At 63.0% G+C, this 20772-nt stretch carries 17 protein-coding genes; 12 read left to right on the forward strand and 5 right to left on the reverse strand.

What is annotated here, in order from left to right; translation table 11 throughout:
* Nucleotides 1-8 precede the first annotated feature (8 nt).
* Entirely contained in the window at nucleotides 9-2018 is a 2010-nt protein-coding gene (gene mrdA, locus GRO01_RS02130) for a penicillin-binding protein 2 (RefSeq protein ID WP_062508615.1), read from the forward strand.
* The gene (gene rodA / locus GRO01_RS02135) at nucleotides 2015-3205 is read left to right on the forward strand and encodes a rod shape-determining protein RodA (protein ID WP_062508617.1); all 1191 of its coding nucleotides are present in this window, start codon (nucleotides 2015-2017) and stop codon (nucleotides 3203-3205) included. The genes mrdA and rodA overlap by 4 nt, the downstream gene beginning before the upstream one ends.
* Here rodA and GRO01_RS02140 read toward each other — a convergent pair.
* The 3 genes from GRO01_RS02140 to GRO01_RS02150 are packed head-to-tail and all read right to left on the reverse strand — an operon-like array spanning nucleotide 3202 to nucleotide 8165.
* Nucleotides 3202-5235, reverse strand: coding sequence for a DUF2075 domain-containing protein (locus GRO01_RS02140; RefSeq protein WP_062508619.1), 2034 nt, complete (start codon nucleotides 5233-5235; stop codon nucleotides 3202-3204). The two genes, rodA and GRO01_RS02140, sit on opposite strands and share 4 nt — an antisense overlap.
* Nucleotides 5236-5239: 4 nt before the next feature.
* Nucleotides 5240-7294, reverse strand: coding sequence for a glycine--tRNA ligase subunit beta (glyS, locus tag GRO01_RS02145; protein WP_062508620.1), 2055 nt, complete (start codon nucleotides 7292-7294; stop codon nucleotides 5240-5242).
* Nucleotides 7287-8165 (reverse strand): glycine--tRNA ligase subunit alpha, encoded by an 879-nt coding sequence (locus GRO01_RS02150; protein WP_041112029.1) that lies wholly within the window; start codon nucleotides 8163-8165, stop codon nucleotides 7287-7289. The genes glyS and GRO01_RS02150 overlap by 8 nt, the downstream gene beginning before the upstream one ends.
* 154 nt (nucleotides 8166-8319) lie before the next feature.
* On the opposite strand from GRO01_RS02150, the gene GRO01_RS02155 reads away from it, so the two are divergent.
* The 5 genes from GRO01_RS02155 (at nucleotide 8320) to GRO01_RS02175 (ending at nucleotide 13869) form a co-directional block, all read left to right on the forward strand.
* Complete coding sequence (locus GRO01_RS02155; RefSeq protein ID WP_062508794.1) at nucleotides 8320-9099, forward strand: DUF2076 domain-containing protein; 780 nt, start codon at nucleotides 8320-8322, stop codon at nucleotides 9097-9099.
* A gap of 143 nt (nucleotides 9100-9242) precedes the next feature.
* Nucleotides 9243-10826 carry an FAD-dependent oxidoreductase gene (locus GRO01_RS02160; protein WP_062508796.1) on the forward strand — a complete coding sequence of 528 codons (1584 nt, stop codon included), beginning with the start codon at nucleotides 9243-9245 and terminating at the stop codon, nucleotides 10824-10826.
* Nucleotides 10827-10907: 81 nt separating this feature from the next.
* On the forward strand, nucleotides 10908-12704 hold the full coding sequence (aspS, locus tag GRO01_RS02165) for an aspartate--tRNA ligase (RefSeq protein ID WP_062508621.1): 1797 nt from the start codon (nucleotides 10908-10910) through the stop codon (nucleotides 12702-12704).
* Nucleotides 12705-12833: 129 nt separating this feature from the next.
* On the forward strand, nucleotides 12834-13397 hold the full coding sequence (locus tag GRO01_RS02170; RefSeq protein WP_062502168.1) for a ferritin-like domain-containing protein: 564 nt from the start codon (nucleotides 12834-12836) through the stop codon (nucleotides 13395-13397).
* A 199-nt stretch (nucleotides 13398-13596) separates the two neighbouring features.
* Nucleotides 13597-13869, forward strand: a complete 273-nt coding sequence (locus tag GRO01_RS02175; protein ID WP_062508622.1) for a YXWGXW repeat-containing protein — start codon at nucleotides 13597-13599, stop codon at nucleotides 13867-13869.
* A 40-nt stretch (nucleotides 13870-13909) separates the two neighbouring features.
* On the opposite strand, the gene xth is transcribed toward GRO01_RS02175, so the two are convergent.
* A complete protein-coding gene (xth, locus tag GRO01_RS02180) occupies nucleotides 13910-14686 on the reverse strand; it encodes an exodeoxyribonuclease III (protein ID WP_062508623.1) in 777 nt (258 codons plus the stop codon).
* Nucleotides 14687-14690: 4 nt separating this feature from the next.
* The gene (locus GRO01_RS02185) at nucleotides 14691-15035 is read right to left on the reverse strand and encodes a HesB/IscA family protein (RefSeq protein ID WP_062508624.1); all 345 of its coding nucleotides are present in this window, start codon (nucleotides 15033-15035) and stop codon (nucleotides 14691-14693) included.
* Between the two features lie 233 nt (nucleotides 15036-15268).
* Here GRO01_RS02185 and GRO01_RS02190 point away from each other — a divergent pair, with 233 nt between their 5' ends.
* From GRO01_RS02190 to scpB, 5 genes are read left to right on the forward strand one after another with little or no spacing between them, the layout of a single operon-like run.
* Nucleotides 15269-16432 (forward strand): deoxyguanosinetriphosphate triphosphohydrolase, encoded by a 1164-nt coding sequence (locus tag GRO01_RS02190; RefSeq protein WP_062508625.1) that lies wholly within the window; start codon nucleotides 15269-15271, stop codon nucleotides 16430-16432.
* Nucleotides 16433-16475: 43 nt separating this feature from the next.
* Nucleotides 16476-18284: an arginine--tRNA ligase gene (gene argS / locus GRO01_RS02195; RefSeq protein ID WP_062508626.1), complete on the forward strand. Its 1809-nt coding sequence runs from the start codon at nucleotides 16476-16478 to the stop codon at nucleotides 18282-18284.
* Nucleotides 18281-19402 (forward strand): SPOR domain-containing protein, encoded by a 1122-nt coding sequence (locus GRO01_RS02200; RefSeq protein ID WP_062508628.1) that lies wholly within the window; start codon nucleotides 18281-18283, stop codon nucleotides 19400-19402. Before argS ends, GRO01_RS02200 begins: the two co-directional genes overlap by 4 nt.
* A 10-nt stretch (nucleotides 19403-19412) precedes the next feature.
* Nucleotides 19413-20177: a segregation and condensation protein A gene (locus GRO01_RS02205; RefSeq protein WP_062508630.1), complete on the forward strand. Its 765-nt coding sequence runs from the start codon at nucleotides 19413-19415 to the stop codon at nucleotides 20175-20177.
* Nucleotides 20153-20764, forward strand: a complete 612-nt coding sequence (gene scpB / locus GRO01_RS02210) for an SMC-Scp complex subunit ScpB (protein WP_062448566.1) — start codon at nucleotides 20153-20155, stop codon at nucleotides 20762-20764. Before GRO01_RS02205 ends, scpB begins: the two co-directional genes overlap by 25 nt.
* Nucleotides 20765-20772 lie beyond the last annotated feature (8 nt).

Genomic DNA, 20772 nt, shown 5'->3' on the forward strand with positions numbered 1-20772 from the left:
CTGCCCTGATGTTTTCCCGAAATACTCCTTTCCGGTCGCGGATACGCCAGAAGCGTCAGGTTGAGCCTGTCCGCTCGGGGCGCGGTGTCTTTACGCGTCGTGCGCTGCTAGTCATGGCCGTGCAGGCGGGAGTTCTCGGGGTACTCGGGCGGCGGTTGTATAATCTGCAGGTCGTGGATGGCGGCCATCTGCGCCAGCTTGCCGAGCGCAACCGGACCAGCAAACGCCTTCTGGCCCCGGCGCGTGGCACAATCCATGACCGTTTCGGCGTGGCGCTGGCAGACAACAAGGTGAGCTGGCGTGCGCTTCTGATGCCGGAAGAGACGACCGATATTCCGGCCGTCATCGAACGCTTTTCGCAGATCGTTCCTTTGGACGAGCATGACCGCTCCCGGATCGAGCGTGACCTGCGGCATGTTCATAAATACGTCCCCGTCACGCTGCATGAGTTTCTGTCCTGGGACGACATGGCACGGATCGAGCTTAATGCGCCGTCTCTGCCAGGCGTGCTGGTCGATGTCGGATCGACGCGGCTTTATCCGTTCAAGGATCTGACGGCCCATATCGTCGGCTATGTCGCGCCTCCCAATGAAGAGGACGTGGCGAAGGATACGACGCTTTCGCTGCCAGGCATGCGTGTCGGGCGTGCCGGGATCGAACAGACGCAGGAAGCCGTACTGCGCGGTGAACCGGGCTCCGTGGAGATGGAAGTCAACGCGGTCGGGCGCGTTATTGGTGAGATCGATCGTGTGGAAGGTCAGCAGGGTGAAGATGTCCGCCTGACGCTGGATTCCGTCCTCCAGAAGCAGGTGCTCAACCGTCTTGAGGATCGTGTGGCCAGTGCCGTAGTCATGGACTGCCGCAATGGCGAGGTGATGGCGATGGTCAGCACGCCGTCCTTCGATCCGTCACTGTTCGATTCCGGCGTCAGCCATGCCCAGTGGAACGAATGGGCCAATGATCCGCGCACCCCGCTGGTGGACAAGGCAGTGTCCGGCCTCTATCCGCCCGGCTCTACTTTCAAGCCGGCCGTGGCCTTGGCCGCCCTGAAATCCGGTTCCGTCACCGCGCATGACCGCTTCAACTGCCCCGGATATTACGATCTGGGCGGTGTGCGCTTCCATTGCTGGAACCGCTGGGGACATGGCCTCATCAACATGCATGAAGGCCTGAAATATTCCTGCGATGTTTACTTCTATGAAGTGGCACGTCGGTGTGGGATGGACCCAATTCAGGCGGTCGGTAATGCGATGGGGCTGGGCGTCAAGTTGGACATCGAACTGCCGCATGTCCGCTCCGGCGTCATTCCGACTCCGGAATGGCGACAGCGGCACGGATTCCACTGGAATGGTGGTGATACGGTCAATGCCGGTATCGGGCAGGGCTTTGTCCAGGTCACGCCACTCGCTCTTGCAACCTATGTCTCGCGCATCGCATCCGGTCGGAACGTGCAGCCGCATCTGTTGCGGGCGACTAACGATCAACTTTCTCCGCTGGCATCTCTGGATGAGGCGGCGAAGGTTGATCTGCCTCCCGATTATCTGGACGTCGTACGCGGGGGTATGTTCGCGGTCGTCAACGAGCCGCATGGTACGGCGCCCAAAGCCCGACTGGACCTTCCCGGCATCCAAATGGCCGGCAAGACAGGTTCTGCACAGGTCCGCCGTGTCTCGCGTGCGCTGCGTGAGTCCGGGCATTTCAACTCTATGAACCTGCCTTGGGAATACCGTCCACACGCGCTGTTCATCTGCTTTGCGCCTTACGACAATCCGAAATATGCGGTTTCCGTCGTCGTGGAGCACGGCAATGCGGGTGCAGATGAGGCAGCCCCGCTCGCCAAGCTCATCATGACTGACGCCCTGCTGCGTGATCCGGCCAGCGATGTCCGTCCACCTGCACCCGTGTCTGCTCCGGCCACCGAGCCTGCCGCAGAGGGTGCACAGCCTGCGGATACTGCGTCCGCTCCGGCTTCGCAGCCCACAGGGCAGGGGCAGCTAGATCCGGGAGCGCCGCAATGAGACGCAACGGCCTGAACACGTTCGGCTTCCTCAAATCCGACCGCCGCCTTCTTCGCGCGGAGCCTGATTTTCGGCCTATGGCGCGGCTGCTTCAGGTCAACTGGCTCTATGTGCTGCTGGTCTGTCTGCTGGCAGGCGTGGGTTATATTGCCCTGTACTCGGCAGGGGGCGGGTCAGCCAAGCCGTTTGCCGGGCCGCAGATGGTGCGGTTCGGCTTCGGATTGGTGATGATGATCGCCGTTTCGCTCGTCAGTCCGCGCATCCTGCGCATGGCATCGGTGCCGATCTATCTGCTCTCGGTCACGTTGCTCACGCTTGTGCTGCGGATGGGGCATGTGGGGAAGGGGGCGGAACGCTGGATTAATCTGGCGGGTATGCAGTTCCAGCCGTCCGAATTTGCCAAGATCGGCCTCGTTCTGATGCTGGCGACCTGGTTTCACCGCATCGGCAATGAGCGGATGGGCAATCCGCTGCGCCTGATCCCGCCTGCGCTGCTGACGCTGCTGCCGGTCCTGCTAGTGCTCAAGGAACCCAATCTCGGAACAGCCACCATCATCGGCGTCATCGGCGCGACGATGTTCTTCGCAGCCGGGATGCGGCTGTGGCAGATCCTGCTGCTCGTGGCGCCGCTGCCGTTCATGGGCAAGCTGATCTACAGCCATCTGCACGACTACCAGAAGGCCCGGATCGATACGTTCCTGCACCCCGAGCATGATCCGCTGGGAGCGGGCTACAACATCATCCAGTCGAAGATTGCGCTCGGCTCCGGCGGTATGTGGGGCGAGGGATACCTGCATGGCAGTCAGGGGCAGCTGAACTTCCTGCCGGAAAAACAGACGGACTTCATCTTTACCATGATCGGGGAAGAGTGGGGTTTTGTCGGTGGGATTGCCGTCATCACGTTGCTGGGCACGCTCGTCATGGGCGGCATGCTCATTGCCATCCGCAGCCGCAACCAGTTCGGGCGACTGCTGGGTCTGGGCATTGCGATGGACTTCTTCCTCTATTGCGCCGTGAACCTGTCGATGGTCATGGGCGCCATCCCGGTCGGTGGCGTGCCGTTGCCGCTTATTTCCTATGGCGGTTCGGCCATGCTGACGATGATGTTCGGCTTCGGCCTGCTCATGTCGGCCTGGGTCCATCGCAACGAGCGTGATCCCGGCACGGAAGACGATGACGACGACTAATCCTGAAGCAGGTCTGCCAGATCGTTCTGCAAAGTGAAGGCTTGGGCAGGGGCCGCAGGCTCCAGAAGAAGCACGCCGCACGTCATCAGGAAATCCGCAATCCGGTCCAGCGTTTCCGGATCGCGCGTCGGATCATCCGCGCTGCCTTTCGGCACCCAGATCAGCGTTTCGTAACGTGCCCGTGTCAGCAAAACGCGATAGGTGTTCAGCCGCCACAGCGTCGCTTCTGCTGAGCTGACATTGGCCCATTTTGTGCCTGAAAAACGACGCGGTTGCCAGCGACCGCCTGAAGGCGCACGGATCAGGTCGCCGTCCCAGCACAACCCCACAAAATCCAGCTCCAGTCCCTGAATGGCAAACTCCGTCGCACAGGTCTCCAGCGCGTCGGAGGCCCGGATATCCCGATCTGGAACCCAGCGGTTCAGGAACCATTGGGAGACGGCCTTGTCGTCCATATGTGGAACTTCACAGCCCAGCCCTTCGGCCCGCAGCCGCTTGGCCTTGGAACTTGCCACCAGCCCACACCGATAGGTCAGCCGCGACCGGTGGCGCAGCCCCGCACGCAGATCGTCCAGACTGCGTGTGAGACGGAACGGCAGATCCGTCTGCGCGGCCAGACGCCGGGCCGTCTCGACGTCTCCATTCAGAACGGCATTGACCCAGCGCGGTGCGGTTTCTTCGCGCAGGGAGCGGACGGCCACACCAAGATGCAGAAAACGCTGCCGCCCGGCTTCAAGTGTTGCGGGCAGATGCGTCAGATCCCCGGTTCCGATCACATCCGGAGCGGCTTCAACGCGCCATGCCGGGCGGCTCAGAAGCGCTTCACCCCAGCAGGCCAAGCCGCCTTCACCGTCATTGATTTCCTGCCCATGCCCGATCAGGCACAGAATGGCCGCGAAACCGTCATGCCGTCCCATGATGTCCAGCAGATGCGCAGGTTCGGACTCCGTCAGCTTCACATGCCGCGACGCACTTTTGCGGACAGCCTGAGCCTGCGTCCAGCATCGCTGTGCCTCGTCAATGACCATGACCTGTTCAGGCGGACATTCCGCGGGCCGCCCGACATAGTGGTCGCGGAATTTCGTCAGGGACTGGATGGTGGATTCCATCCGCTGCTCCACGAGGGGACGCTTTTGCCATCGACTGACCGTATCGCGCGTCAGGGCTTCCCGCAGCACCGAAACAAGGGTGGGGTTGCCCGTTAGGAAGGTCGCCCCTGTCCCATCGCTCCCATCCGCAAAAGCCGCTTTCAGCCCACACAACGTCTTGCCCGCGCCGGGAATACCCGAGACGAACACAATCACCTTGCATCCTTCCGTCCGGGCTTTTTCCAGAATGCTGGCGATGCAGGCCGAGGTCTGCGTCAGGTTTGTCGCATCCGCACGGGCGGTGTGGATATCGGCAACGCTATGCGTGGCGTAAATCTGCCGGGCCGCTTCCACAATGCTCGGGACCGGATCGTAGGGAGCATGTTCCCATTGCGCGGGGATCAGCGGATTTTCGGTATGAGCCGTTTGCACTGCCAGCGTGGTCAGGAGCGTTTTCAGTCCGGTCCCATTGACGCGCTGAACCTCTGTGACGCCCAAAGGCAGCAGAAGCGGCGTTGTCTGGGCGCGGGGCGGCGCATCCGTGGCGACCAGAACGGGAATAAGCGGATGAGTCCGGCTAGCGGCATGAAAATCCAGCAGGTCAAGCGCATAGCCTTCCGTCTGGGAGAGGGCTGACGCGTCGAAGCTGGACGATCCGATTTTGAATTCCAGCACGTAAACTGCGCCAGGCGACACCAGAACCGTGTCGATCCGTCCGCCCAGGCGCGGGATCGGGAACTCGAACAGAACCTGCCAGTCCTGTGCGTTGGGAATTGTGGGAAGCGTATTACGCAGAAGATCGATCTGTGCTTCCCAGGCACGAGCCTGCTGCGGCTCGCCCTGGAAACGGTTCTGCACCACCTTGTGGGACAGGGCGGCGCAGAGCTGGTCCGGGGGAGTGTGAAGGAACGTGGTGACGGATCCGGACCACCACGCTCCCATGGCTTCAGCCCTCGATCTGGCCGAAATCGGCGATCAGGGCCGTTGTCTCGCGGAAGCGGGACAGCAGTTTGAGGCGATTGGCCCGCACTTCCGGTTCCGGCGCATTGACGGTTACGGCCTCGAAGAAGCGGTCCAGCGTCGGGCGCAGAGCCGCAATGGCCTGCATCGCATCGGTGAAGCGCTCTTCCTTCAGGGCCGTCTCGATCGCAGGCACGGCCTGATCCAGACCGCCGGCGAGCGCGCGTTCCTCATCCTGCGTATAGAGAGCCGGATCAGGCGCGCCGGTATGCGGGCCGTCCTTCTTGTCCTCGATGCGCAGAATGTTGGCGGCGCGCTTGGCGGCGGCGAGCAGGTTGCGCCCGTCTTCCGTCTGGATCATTTCCGACAGCGCTGAGGTCCGGGCCAGAAGCCGGACCAGATCGCCATCAAGACCACCAGCAAGCGTTGCAGCGAGCACGTCATGCCGCTCGCCTTCGCTGCGAAGCTGCACGCGCAGGCGCTCCGCAATGAAGTCCGGCAGCTTGGCCAGCTCGCCACCCGTCCGACCATTAGCGGCCTGTGCGAACAGTTCCGTCAGGTCCAGACGCAGCCCGTTGTCACGGATTGTGCGGATGATGCCGAGTGCTGCACGACGCAGCGCATACGGATCGCCCGAACCGCTCGGCAGTTCGCCAATGGCGAAGAACCCGGCCAGCAGGTCCAGCCGGTCTGCCAGAGCTACAGCGACCGAAACCGGTGCCTTCGCGGTGTCGTCGGACTGACCGCGCGGCAGATAATGCTCGGCCACCGCGCGGGAGACGGCCTCGTCCTCGCCATCATGCGCCGCATAATAGCCGCCCATGATGCCCTGAAGTTCGGGGAACTCGCCGACCATTCCGGTTGTCAGATCTGCCTTGGCCAGCAGACCTGCGCGCTCGGCCTGGGCAATCTGTGCGCCATCAAGCCACATGGCCTGCGCCACGGTGCCCGCAAGCTTCGAGATCCGCTCGGCGCGTTCGGCCTGCGTGCCGAGCTTGGCATGGAACGTCACTGCCGCCAGCGCCGGAACGCGGTCGGCCAGCTTGGTCTTGCGATCCAGATCCCAGAAATGTCGGGCATCGGCAAAACGGGCGCGGAGCACACGCTCATTGCCGGCCGTGGTCAGCTTGCCGCCATCCTTGAACGGCAGATTGCCGACGAAGGCGAAATAGGGCGCGGCCTTGCCGTCCGGATTGCGCAGGGCGAAATAGCGCTGGTTGATCCGCATGGAGACCTGCATCACTTCGGCCGGCAGATCCATGAATGCTGCGTCGATTTTGCCCAGAAGCGGCACCGGATATTCGACCAGTCCGCAGACTTCATCAACCAGCCCGTCATCCTGCACGACCGTAATACCATGCTGGTCCGCCAGACGCGCCACACCGGTGCGCACCATGTCGCGGCGGCTGTCCATATCCACGATGACCGAGCGTGTCTCAAGCTCTTCCTGCCACTGCTGGCCGGACAGGATCTCGAACGGACCCGGTGCCAGAAAGCGATGACCTTCGGAAAGGTTGGACGCCTTCAGACCATGCGCATCATCCCCTTCACGGGCGAGGGCGAACGGCACGACATGCCCATCCAGCAGACAGGCGATCCGGCGCAGCGGGCGGACCCAGGTGAAGTTCGAGCCCGCACCCCAGCGCATGGATTTCGGCCAAGGGAACTTCCACAGAAGCTCGGGCACGGCCTCGGCCACGCGGCTTTCTGCGCTCACCGGATCGAGCGATTTGTTCAGGACCCAGAAGCCGTTTTCCAGCGTCAGCTCATCAGGCGTGACGCCATGCTTGCGGGTGAACCCGGCCAGAGCCTTCTCGGGCGCGCCTTCACGCGGGCCGCGCTCGGAGACGCTGCGGGCCGGGATTTCGGCATCGACAGTCAGGATTGCTGCGATGCGACGGGCGCCAAAGAATGTGCGCAGATCGCGCGGATTCAGGCCATCCAGTGCCTTCGTGAGCAGCGAACCCAGATCGTCGGCCGCGCGGGCCTGCATGCCGGAGGGGATTTCCTCGCTGAACAGTTCGATAAAGAGTTCAGCCATGGGACGTCTCCTCCTCACCGGCGAGCCATGCTTCGCAGGCGGCTTTGGCAAGCGCTCGGACGCGCCCGATATAGGATGCGCGCTCGGACACGGAGATCACGCCCCGCGCATCGAGCAGATTGAATAGATGCGAGGCCTTGAGGCACTGGTCATAGGCGGGCTGGGCCACGCCGGCCTCGGCCAGACGCATGGACTCACGCTCGGCATCGTTGAAATGGGTCAGCAGCATCTGCGTGTCGGCGAGCTCGAAATTGTGGCGCGAGTAGTCCTGTTCGGCGCGCAGGAACACATCGCCATAGGTCAGGCCCTTGCCGTTGAAGTCGAGGTCGTAGACGTTCTCGACGCCCTGCACATACATCGCCAGACGCTCGAGCCCGTAGGTCAACTCCGTGGACGGCATGACGGTCGGAATGCCGCCAACCTGCTGGAAATAGGTGAACTGCGAAACTTCCATCCCGTCACACCAGACTTCCCAGCCCAGTCCCCAGGCACCGATGGTCGGGTTTTCCCAGTCATCCTCGACGAATCGGATATCGTGCAGTTCCGGATCGATCCCGATGGCGCGGTAGCTGTCGAGCAGAAGCTGCTGGCTGTCTTCCGGCGTCGGCTTGAGCAGCACCTGGTACTGGTAATAGTGCTGAAGGCGGTTCGGGTTTTCACCGTAACGGCCATCAGACGGACGGCGGCAGGGCTGCACATAGGCGGCGGCCCAGGGCTTGGGGCCGAGCGCGCGGAGCGTGGTGTGAGGGGAGAGCGTGCCTGCTCCGAGTTCGGTATCGTAAGGCTGCAGGATGGCGCAGCCCTTCTCGGACCAGAATTGATGAAGGCGCAGGATCAGGTCCTGAAAGCAGAGCGGCCGGGTCGCAGACAATTCGATAGGCTCCGGTTGGCAGAAATCGGGCGCCACCTTACAGGCACAGGCCCTTAACCGGAAGGGAGCGTCATTTCGCCGATCTTGTAGACTGGGCGCGAGTGCATCATATGATTGACGCTCTGCAATTTCTTCATCTGGAAGGATGATGACGATGAACAACGAAGAACGCGATCTGATCGCCCGTTTCGTCGCCCGTGTCGGGGGAGGGCCGCAGGTCACGGGGCCTGGACAGCCACCGGCCGCGCCCCTGCCGCCGATCGACCCTGAAGCGGACCGCTTCATCGCCGAGAACTTCCAGAAATATCCGGAAGCCCGCTACCGCGTCACGCAGATGGCCGTGGTGCAGGAAGCCGCGCTCGCGCAGGCTCAGAACCGCATCCGCCAACTCGAGTTCCAGCTCCAGCAGGCCCAGCAGCAGCTCGCGCAGGCGCAGCAGTCGGGCGGCTCCAAGCCGGGACTGTTCGGTGGCCTGTTTGGTGGTGGCGGCAACCGTCCGCAGCAGTCGGCACCGCCGCCGGGCTGGGGCTCGCAGGCTGCTCCGCCACCGAACTTCATGCCGCAGCAGCAATATGCCTATCCGCCGGGTTATCAGCCGGGCATGTTCCAGCGCGGCGGCTCGGGCTTCCTTGGCTCGGCCCTGACGACGGCCGCAGGTGTGGCTGGTGGCATGATGGCCGCCAACGCGCTTGAAGGCCTGTTCTCCGATCATCACGGTGCTGGTGGAGATGCTGCCGGTGGCTGGGGTGCGGGTGGCGACACCATCATCAACAACTATGGCGGTGACGCCTCGGCCTCCGATCCGTTCGGTGGCGCCGGGACCGATGCTGGCAGCTTCTCCGATTCTGATTTCGGCGGCGGTGGTGATGTCGGCGGCGGCGGAGATTTCGGTGGTGGCGACGGCGGCGGTGGCGGATTCGACGACATGTTCTGATCCCGCCTTCATCAGGCAGGCACCATTCAAGCCCGTCCGGACCATGTGTCCGGGCGGGCTTTTTGATGTTTGCCAACCCGGCGCCCTATGCTGCGTTCGCTTTTATGACTGTTCCCAATTCCCCAGCCGGGAGGCCATATCCGATGCCCCAATCCACCCCGAACGCTGATTTCCGCGACCTTTCCGCTTTCGACGCGCTCGAAGATGGGAAGATCATGCCTTTTTCCCTGGATGGAACACCGGTGGTCGTCATCCGGGATGGCGACAGCGTGCATGCCTTTGCTGGCAAATGCCCGCACAAGGAAGCGCCGCTGGAACAGGGAGCGTTCTGCCGGACGGAGAAGGGGAGCGTTCTGGTCTGCCCCTGGCACAAGGCCGTTTTCGATGCGGTGGATGGCAGTCTGGTTGAGCCGCTGGCGCTCGATCCCCTGCCGCAATATCCCGTTCAGGTTGTTGATGGCCGTGTGCTGGTCGGGCTCAGGCCGATGCAGCGTGAGGCACCGGAAAAGCGGCAGGAAAACGAGAGCGTCCTGCTCCTCGGCGCCGGGGCTGCGGCTGTCAGTGCGGCGGTGACGCTCCGGGCGGAAGGATTTGCCGGTACCATCACGATGGTGAGCGAGGAAAAGGATCTTCCCTATGACCGCACGGCCCTGAGCAAGACCGTTCTCGTCAGCGAATCCGAAAAGGCCCATGCACCGCCGGTGCGCGACGAGGAGTTCTACAGTGAACGCGGCATTACCCGTGTCCGCGGCCATGTAGCGCAGTTCGATCCGCGGACGCGCAAGGCTAAATTACAGGACGGGACGGAACTGACGGCCGACCATGTCCTGATCGCCACGGGCGCTGTCACTAGAAAGCCGGATATTCCGGGCGTGGACATGAAGGGCGTCTATACGCTGCACCGGGAAGCAGATGCCGAACGCATTGCTGCCATTCTGGACCCCAATCTGGCCGTCACGATCGTGGGCTCGGGCTTCATCGGGCTTGAAGCGGCGTCCTCCCTGCGCCAGCGCGGTGTCGGGGTGACGATCATTTCCGATACTGAAATCCCGATGGAAAAGCAGTTCGGCCGTGAAATCGGCATCCGTCTGCGCCAGTTGCATGAAGAAAACGGCGTGGCGTTCGTTTCGGATGCGCGGGTCACGAAAATCTATGCCGATGACGGCAAGGACGGAACGGCGTCCGGTGTGGAACTGGATGACGGGACGCGCCTGCCTGCCGCATTTGTGCTTCTGGGCGTCGGTGTCACCCCGGCCACGGATTACGTCTCAGGTCTGGAGCGCGATAAGAGCGGTGCGATTGTTGTGAATTCCCAGATGCGCGTGACCAGAGACGGCGATACGGGCGGTTATCCGGGCGTGTATGCGGCCGGGGACGCTTCCGCCGTCTTTCATGATGGCGCCCCGCGGCGAATCGAGCACTGGCGCCATGCCGAAGTGCAGGGGAGGATCGCGGCCCTCGCCATGATGGGACACGATACGCCCAATGTGCCGATGCCGTGGTTCTGGACGCAGCAGTTCGGCAAGAAGATCGAGCTTCTGGGCTGGGGCGAAAACTTCGATAACGTGGCGCTGGAAGGCGATATCCGCGGTTTCAAGTTCCTTGCCACCTACATCAAGGATGGCAGCCCCATCGCACTGGCCGGGGCCGGGCATGCCGCTGATATGGCGCGGGCTGCGGTCGATTTCGATGGTTTCCTGAAGGAAAAGGCCGGAAGCGGCCTCTGAAGTCGCAGAAAACTTGACATGAGAGGGCCGTCCCGGCTTCCTGCGCCCACTTATCCGCACAGGACGTTGAAGAGGCCCGACATGCATCCATACCGCACCCATGACTGTAGCGCCCTGCGCGAGGAAAACGCCGGGCAGATTGTCCGCCTTTCCGGCTGGGTGCACAGCAAGCGCGATCATGGCGGCCTGCTGTTCATCGACCTGCGCGACCATTACGGCGTAACGCAGATCGTCATTCCCGCTGGTACGGACCTGCTGGAAAAGGCCGAGCGCCTGCGCGTCGAGAGCGTCATCACTGTGACTGGCAAGGTCGTGGTGCGTCATGGCTCGCAGCGCAACCCGAACCTGCCGACCGGTGACGTCGAAGTCCTGGCTGATGCCCTTGAGGTTCGCTCCAGCGCCGAAGTCCTGCCGTTCCAGGTGGCGGGCAACGAGAACTATCCCGAAGACCTGCGCCTGAAGTACCGCTACATCGACCTGCGCCGTGACAAGATGCACCAGAACATCATGCTCCGCAGCAAGGTCATCACGAGCCTGCGCCAGCGCATGATCGAGCAGGGCTTCACCGAGTTCCAGACCCCGATCCTGACGGCTTCGTCCCCTGAAGGTGCGCGCGACTTCCTCGTCCCGGCGCGTCTGCATCCGGGCAAATTCTACGCCTTGCCGCAGGCTCCGCAGCAGTTCAAGCAGCTCGCCATGGTCGCCGGGTTCGACCGTTACTTCCAGATCGCACCCTGCTTCCGTGACGAAGCCTCCCGCGCCGATCGCAGCCCGGGCGAATTCTATCAGCTCGATTTCGAGATGTCCTTCGTCACGCAGGAAGACGTCTTCACCGTGCTCGAACCCGTCCTTGCCGGCGTGTTCAACGAATTCACGCCCGAAGGCTGGAAGATCACGGATGGTGCATTCCCGCGTATTCCCTATGCCGACGCTATGCGTGACTACGGCTCCGACAAGCCGGACCTGCGTAATCCGCTGATCATTAAGGACGTTACGGATGCCTTCCGCGATTCCGGTTTCGGTCTGTTCGCCAAGATCGCAGCCTCCGGTGGCCAGATCCGTGCCATCCCGGCTCCGGCTGCGGGTGATCGTCCGCGTGGCTTCTTTGACAAGCTGAACAGCTGGGCGCGTGAAAACGGTGCCGGCGGTCTGGGTTACATCATCTTCGAGGAAGAGGGCGGCAAGGGCCCGATCGCCAAGAACCTCGAAGCCGATCGCGTCGAGAGCATCCGTGAAATCTGCGGTCTCAAGGCCGGTGATGCCGTGTTCTTCGCCGCAGGCAAGGGCGATGAAGTCGCCAAGTTCTCCGGCGTGGTGCGCACCAAGGTCGCAACCGAGCTGGACCTGATCGAGAAGAACGCCTTCCGCTTCTGCTGGGTCGTGGACTTCCCGATGTACGAGCTAAACGAGGAAACCGGGAAGGTCGACTTCTCGCACAACCCGTTCTCCATGCCGCAGGGTGGCCTTGAAGCGCTGAACACACAGGATCCGCTGACGATCAACGCCTATCAGTACGACATCGTCTGCAACGGCGTGGAACTGTCCTCGGGCGCTATCCGGAACCATCTGCCAGAGGTCATGCTGCGTGCCTTCGAGATCGCAGGCTACGGCCCCGAGGTCGTGGAGGAGCGTTTCGGCGGCATGCTGAACGCCTTCCGTTACGGTGCCCCGCCGCATGGTGGTGCAGCGCCGGGCGTGGACCGTATCGTGATGCTGCTGGCCGATGAGCCGAACATTCGCGAAGTCATTCTCTTCCCGCTCAATCAGAGCGGCGAGGACCTGATGATGGAAGCGCCGGCCCCGGTCGAACCGGCCCGTCTGAAGGAACTGCATCTGGCTCTGGACCTGCCGAAGCCCAAGCCGACCGCCAGCAAGTAAGATCTTTCATTTCCCTGTCAGACCGGCGTCTTCAATTCCGAAGACGCCGGTTTTTTTTGTCGGGCACTGAAACACTTCGTCATTCCTGCGTTGTGAGGGAAAGCTCTCTAGCAAGCGGGTAGACCCATCATGGCCGAAGATACGAAAAACGCCTTCCTGACAGACGTCCAGACGCTGCGTGAAAACGCAAAGAAGTCTCTGGACGATGGCGCTGTAACCCCCACCTACAAAGGCGACGTCAAGAAGACGATCGACATTCTGCAGGCCGTTGTTGCGACCGAACTGGTCTGCGTCCTGCGCTACACGATGCACGCGATTTCCGTTGAAGGCCTGACCAGCGAAAGCGTTGGCAATGAGTTCAACGAACACGCAGCTTCCGAGCGCAAACACATGCTGGCCGCTGCCAACCGTATCGACCAGCTTGGCGGCGTGCCGAACTTCAACCCCGAAGGTCTAGCCACGCGTTCCGCCACTGAATACGGCAATGGTGGCAATCTCGTTGAGATGGTGAAGCAGGACCTGATCGCCGAGCGCGTTGTGATCGAGCATTATCAGGAACTGATCCGCTATTTCGGCGACAACGATCCCACGACCCGCATCATGCTCGAAGGCTTTCTGGCCGACGAGGAAGATCACGCCACCGACCTGCACGACCTGCTGGTCGCTCACGAAGGCAAGCCTTTCCTGAACTGATCCGGCTTAATCGGGCATTTTAAAAGGGGCGCTTCCTGCCACGGGAAGCGCTCCTTTTTTATGCTCACGCCCAGAACGCTGAGACCGGAAACATAAAATCATGCACTGCCCGGATTCCGCCACAGATGCGCCGCAGCTGCGCCAATAGAATCGGGCCATCATCTTTCCGTGACAATGCGTCATGGAAAGGAGAGCATTAATGCTGAAACATCTGTCAGGGATCTTGGCTGTTTCCGCCCTGTTTGCAGGTACGATGGCGATTGCGCCAATGACGGGAACAGCCCATGCACAGTTCGTGCCCTATAGCGGCCCCTACCGCCAGCCACCCCCGCCACCTCATGTCCTGCCCGAGCCCATCCCGCCTCATGGAGGCGACATGCGCTGGGTTCCGGGGCACTGGCGCTGGAGCGGAAACGGCTATCAGTGGCAACCCGGCCATCTGACGCGAAGACCCGGTCTGCGTCATGCCTGACCGGGCGAGGGGCCGGGAAATGCTCCCGGCCCCTTTGGTCTCAGACCGTGACGAGAACCGGAACGTGATCGGAGGCCTTTTCCTTGGCCCGCTCGTCCTTGTCGATCTCAAAGGATTTCAGCCGCTCCGTCAGGCGCGGGGAGAGCAGCGCATGGTCGATCCGCAGCCCCGAGTTCCGGTGGAAAGCCGCCGCCTGATAGTCCCAGAACGTGTAATACCGCCCCGTGGGATACAGGGCCCGCAGCGCATCCGTCAGCCCCATCCATTCCAGACGCCGGAAGGCTGCGCGGCTTTCGGGACGGATCAGCGCATCATCCGGCGGCAGGCTGGTTGAGGCTAGGTCCTCGCTCGTCGGGCAGACATTGAAGTCCCCGATGAACGCGAACGGCTTTTCCGCATCAAGCAGAACTCGCGCCCGCGCCGCCAGCGCGTCAAAGAAGGCGAGCTTGGTCGCGTAACCGTCTTCGCCGCCGGAATTGCCGTTGGGCAGATAGAGATTGCCGATCGTAATGCCGTCGATTTCCGTCTCGATATAGCGGGCAGACGGATGCTCAAATCCCGGCAGCGTATGATGCGTGACGGTGAAAGGCCGCCGCCCGATGAGCGCCACGCCGTTATAGGCTTTCTGCCCCGAAGTCGCGACATGCAGCCCGGTTTCCGCGAACACCGCCGGGAACTGGCTGTCCTCGCATTTGATTTCCTGAAGGCACAGCAGGTCACATTCCGGATGGCGCTCCAGCCAGTCCTGAACATGATGGGCGCGGGCGCGGATGGAATTGATGTTCCAGCTTGCGAAGGTGAACGGCGTGGCATTCATCGGATCAGGCCAGCGAGAAACTGGTGCCGCAGCCACAGGACGAGGCGGCATTGGGGTTCGTGACCGTGAAATGCGCCCCCATCAGCTTGTCCACGAATTCCAGCTCGGCGTTTTCCAGCAGATCCAGGCTGGTCGTATCGACAAACACCTTCGCGCCATCGCGCTCGATGACGACATCATCCGTCGCCTGATCCCGCTCCAGCCGGAACTGGTACTGAAACCCGTTGCATCCGCCGGCCAGAACCGCAACGCGCAGCGCAAGCCCTTCCGGCTCGGGCTGGGCGGCGATGATGTCCTTGATGCGGGCGGCGGCGCTGGCGGAAATGCTGAAAGGCACGGTGTCGGACATGGGCGTGTGTTCCCGGACTCTGAAAAGGCGGCTGGACCCCGTGAGGCCCAGCAAGACGGCTGCGGTCCTGATTATATGGTCAGAGACGCCCGAAGGGCAAAGGCTCCGTGGTTGCACGCACGCCGGGCTGGCGTAGAATGAAACTGTGATCCGGCCGGAAACGGCGCTCTACCGGCCATAAGGCTTCGGGGCAGGGTTCACAGCCAGACGGCTCACACACAGGACATGTCTTGATGGTAGCGATCTACGCGGTACAGGACTCCGGCTCCCGGGGACGGCTTTATCCCGAAGTGGAAAGCCCCGTCCGCTCCCCCTGGCAGCGGGACCGTGACCGCGTGCTGCACTCGGCCGGGTTCCGTACTCTGCAATACAAGACGCAGGTCTTCATCAACCATGAAGGCGATTTCTTTCGCACGCGCCTGACGCATTCGCTCGAAGTCGCGCAGATTGCCCGCTCCATTGCCCGCAGTCTGGACCTGAACGAGGACCTGACAGAAACCGTCTCGCTCGCCCATGACCTCGGCCATACGCCGTTCGGCCATGCCGGAGAGGACGCGCTCGCGCTGGCCATGAAGGACTGGGGCGGTTTCGACCACAACACCCAGTCCCTGCGCCTCGTGACCGCGCTTGAAGCCCGTTACCATGCCTTCGACGGTCTGAACCTGACCTGGGAGGCGCTGGAAGGGCTGGCCAAGCATAACGGTCCTGTCAAACGCCCCACGCCCTATTTCGTGGAATACGACGCCAAGCACCATCTGGACCTGCAAAGCCACGCCTCGGCCGAAGCGCAGGTCGCGGCTATGTCGGATGATATCGCCTATCATGGGCATGATCTCGATGATGGTCTGCGTGCCGGGCTGTTGTCCTTCGAAGACATCGAAGACCTGCCACTGGTCGGCGAGGCCCTGCGCCGGTCGCGCGACATGGAGCGGCTGATCGGGCGCGAGGCGTCCGATCAGGCCCAGCGCGTGCGTCACGAAACCATCCGCGTCGTCATCAACCAGCTCGCGACCGACCTGACGGATCAGACACGCCGGAACCTCGAAGCGCTCAACCCGCAATCGGCAGACGACATTCGCCATGCCGGATATCCGGTCGTGGCGTTCAGCCCGGAAATGCGCGAGGCCAACAAGGCGATCCGCAAGTTCCTCTATGCCCGCATGTACCGGCACTGGCGCGTCAACCGCATGGCGCGCAAGGCCAAGATCGCGGTCCGGGAAATCTTCGACATTCTCTCCGAAGATCCCGGCCTTCTGCCCGATCCGCTGCGGGGCCGTGCGAAAGCCGCCGATGACGTGCAGCGCAGGCGTCTGGTGGCCGATTATATTGCCGGAATGACCGATCGTTTCGCGATGGAAGAACATCGACGGTTGACGGACCTCTCCGTGCTGGGCTGATAGAGCCTCTGATCTGAAGACGCGTTACAGGAATCGAGCTGAAATGGCCGCTGACACCACGACCCTTACGACTGACTGTCTCTTTGCCCGCACCCGGGTTCAGGTGTGCGACGCTCTGCGATCGGTCGTCCCCGGCCTGCCGGAAGAGGTGGTGCAGCGCGTCGATCTGACCCCCACGCGCGACCCGTCCCACGGTGACATGGCCACGAACGCCGCCATGCTCGCCGCCAAGCCTGCGCGCCGCAAACCCGCCGAAATCGCCGCCGAACTGGTCGAGAAGCTCTCCGCCCTGCCGGAAGTCGCCAAGGCTGAAGCCGCAGGTCCGGGCTTCGTGAACCTGACGCTCAAGCCTGAAGTCCTGCAGGGCGTTGCCGTCTCGATCCTCAAGGCCGGCGACCGCTACGGCCGCTCCACGATGGGGCAGGGGACGCGCGTGAACGTGGAATATGTCTCCGCCAACCCGACCGGCCCAATGCATGTCGGCCACTGCCGTGGCGCCGTGGTCGGTGATGCGCTGGCCAACCTGCTCGAAGCGGCCGGCAACACCGTCACGCGCGAATACTACATCAACGATGCCGGAACGCAGGTCGTCGCGCTGACCTGGGCTACGTACTGGCGCTATCTTCAGGTCATCGGCACGGAGATTTCCGCCGACGATTTCAGCCCGCTCACTCCGAACGGCCTGCAATATCAGGGCGAGTACCTGATCCCTGTCGCCCAGAGCATCGCTGACAAGCATGGCCGCACACTCGCCAACGCTGACGGTGGCCCGGCCGATCCGTCCGTCTGGTTCGAGACGGTGCGTCGTGAAGCCCTGACGCAGATGATGGCGGCCATCCGCGAAGATCTGGAAGCGCTGGGCATTTCGCACGAAGTCTTCGCCAGCGAAGCCGAAACGCTGGCCAGTGGTCGTGTGGATGCCGCGATCGCCAAGCTCGACAGCAAGGGCCTGCTTTATGAAGGCGTGCTGGAGCCGCCCAAGGGCAAGATGCCGGAAGACTGGGAAGCCCGTCCGCAGATGCTCTTCCGCTCCACCGAATTCGGCGACGATCAGGACCGTGCGCTCCGCAAGTCCGACGGCACCAACACCTATTTCGCCAACGACATCGGCTACCACGCCCAGAAGGCCGAAAACGCCGACGTTCTGATCGACGTGCTCGGTGCCGATCATGGCGGATACGTCTCCCGCATGCGGGCTGCCATTTCCGCCCTGACGGATGGCAAGACCGGCTTTGAAGTCGTGATGTGCCAGATCGTGCGCGTCGTGAAGAACGGCGAGCCCGTCCGCATGTCCAAGCGTGCCGGGACGTTCGTCACCCTGCGCGACCTGCTGGACGAAGTGGGGCGTGACGCCGTGCGTTTCACGATGCTGACCCGCAAGGCCGATGCGCAGATGGAGTTCGATCTGGACGCTGTCGTCGCCCAGACACGCGACAACCCGGTGTTCTACGTCCAGTACGCCCATGCCCGCTGCCGCTCGGTCCTGCGTTCCGCCGAGACGATGTTTGGCGCTGATGCCGTAACGCCGGAAGCTCTGTGCGGTGCTGATCTGACCAACCTGTCTTCGGACGTGGAACTGGCCGTCCTGCGCCGTCTGGCCGCGTTCCCGCGCAGTGTTGAAGCTGCCGCCACGGCCCGCGAGCCGCACCGGATCGCGACCTATTGCATTGATCTGGCCTCCGACTTCCATGCCCTGTGGAACCGGGGCCGCGAAGACACCACCCTGCGCTTCCTGCATGAGAACGACCGCGCCACCAGCCTCGCCAAGCTGGCGCTGGTTTCGGCCATTGCGGGAACGCTGCGCTGTGCCCTCACCATTCTCGGCGTCGTGCCGGTAGAGGAAATGCGATGACCCCGGAAAACGATCAGGACCGTAACCGCCCCGATCCGGGCGATTACGCCCGTACCCCGAAACAGCCTGCGGGTCCGGCTCCGGGAGCGCGTCCGCAGGCGCGTTTCGATCGCGAGCGCCTGAGCAACGATTATGACGACGAACCCCCGCTGCGTCGCCGTGCGGCTGCTGCTGGCGGTGCGTCCGGGGCAGGGCGTCTGACGTCCGTACTGGGCAATGATCCCGCCACGCGCAAGCTGGTTGGTGGTGCGGTCGGTATCGGCGTTGTGCTGCTGCTGGCTGTCGGCGGCTGGTCGCTCATGGGCAGCCATCATGGCGGCATTCCCATCATCGGACCGCCGCCGGGCCCGGTGAAGGACCGTCCGGCCGATCCGGGCGGGATGCAGATCATGGGCGGCGATGACGGCGACACCGACATGACCGGCAACGGCGAGGCACATCTCGCCCCGGGTCCGGAGCAGCCGGATACGAAGGCACTGGCCCGCCAGTACGGCGTCCCGCCCGGAACGCCTGCGCCGGAAACACCGAAGACCGATGCTCCCAAGACAGAGGGTGCAGCACCGGATAATGCGCCGACAGCCCAGACGCCTGCCATCTCGCCGGAAGCTGCCGCGCCTGCGGATACGGGACAGATGTCTCCGGGCACGGCCCTGCCTGCGACGGTTCCAGAAAAGCCGCAGGATCAGGCCGCCCCACCTGCCGAGGCGCCGAAGGCTGCACCGCCCAAGGAAGCGCCGAAAAAGGAAGAGGCGCCTGTCCATCATGCTGCACGACCGGCCGAAAAGCCGCTTCCCGCGCCGGTTCCGGAGCCTGAGAATGTCGGACCGCCGAAAGCCGCCGCTCCGGCTGCGGAAAAAGCCGAGACATCCGGGGGAACGCATGAAGTCCAGCTCGGCGCGCTCGACAGCGAGGCTGCGGCCCGCAAGGAATGGGACAGTCTGCGCCATCAGGCACCGGCCCTGTTCGCAGGCCATACGCCGCTGTTCGAGAAGACAACACGTGGGGACCATACCTTCGTGCGTCTGCGGATCGGTGGCTTTGCGGATCTCAAATCTGCACGGGCCTATTGCGTGAAGCTGCACGCGCAGTCCGTCGCCTGTACGCCGGCCCAGTTCTGAGAGCTGGCGTTTGAGCGAGACACTGCATCTGACGCTTGACGGGTTCGAGGGGCCGCTGGACCTGCTCCTCGATCTGGCCCGCAAGCAGAAGGTGGATCTGGCGAAAATCTCCATCCTGCAACTGGTGGAGCAGTATCTGGCCGTTGTGGACAAGGCCCGTGCGGAAGCGCGGAGCCTGCGGCTGGAACTGGCGGCGGACTGGCTGGTCATGGCGGCCTGGCTCGCCTGGCTGAAATCCAAGCTGCTCCTGCCTGCCGAGAGCGAAGACCCGGACGCCGAAGACGCGATTGAGCTGCTTCAGGAACGCCTGATCGAACTGGAACGGATGCGTGCCGCCGCTCGGTGGCTGGCCGAACAGCCCCGTCTGGGCATCGACGTGTTCCGGCGCGGGGAAGGGGAAGACCATACCGAAATCGACCGCTCCGGCCTGCGTGTGGACATGCCGGCTCTGATCACGGCCTATCTTTCAGCCCGACGCAGGACCGGGCGCAGGCGCGTCTATGCGCCGCGCGCCCGCCGTTACTGGAGCGTGCAGGATGCGCTCTCCCGCCTCAAGCGCCTGCTCGGGACAGACCATGTTGTCGGCTGGCAGACCCTGACCTCTCTTCTGCCGGATCCGGATGAACTGGACGGCGAAGAGGGGCCTTACGGGCGCAATGCCGCTCTTGCAGGCACGCTGCTGGCGGGGCTGGAACTGGCCAAGGGCGGGGCGCTTGAACTGCGCCAGCCCGAGGCGTTCGGAGAAATCGAATGGCGGGCGGCCACGCCCTCATGACGGATCCCGCAATGCTCGACCGGGCCTGCCTTCTCGTGGAGGCACTCGTTTTCGCCAGCCCTGAGCCCGTAAAGCCTGCGGCCATTGCCGAGCTTCTAACTGCACAATCCATTCCCGTGCCCGTCGAAGAGGCGCTTGAGGCTGTGCGGAGCCGCTACGCTGATCATGCGGTGGAAATGGTGCTGGTCGCGGGGGGATGGCAGTTCCGCACCCGACCGGAATTCGCGTCCGCCCTGACCAAAGTCGTGGAAAAGCCCCGTCGTCTGAGTCGCGGCGCGATGGAAACACTGGCCATCATCGCCTATCACCAGCCCTGCACCCGCGCCGAAATCGAGGCCATCCGTGGCGTCTCGCTCGGGCAGGCGGTGCTCGACGCCCTTCTGGAAGACAGTCTGATTGCCCCTAAAGGTCGCAAGGAAGTTCCAGGACGTCCGGTTCTGTGGGGCACCACGGCCAGTTTTCTGGAAAGTTTCGGTCTGCCGGATCTGCGGGGGCTGCCCCGCCGGGAAGACTTCCTGCTGGACCGCGCGCCCACGGAAGCAGAAGACGATGCTTCTGCCGTAGGCGGAACGGAGCAGACAGGCTAGGAATGATG

The sequence above is a fragment of the Gluconobacter roseus NBRC 3990 genome (genome assembly GCF_006538885.1).
GTDB classification, from domain to species: domain Bacteria; phylum Pseudomonadota; class Alphaproteobacteria; order Acetobacterales; family Acetobacteraceae; genus Gluconobacter; species Gluconobacter roseus.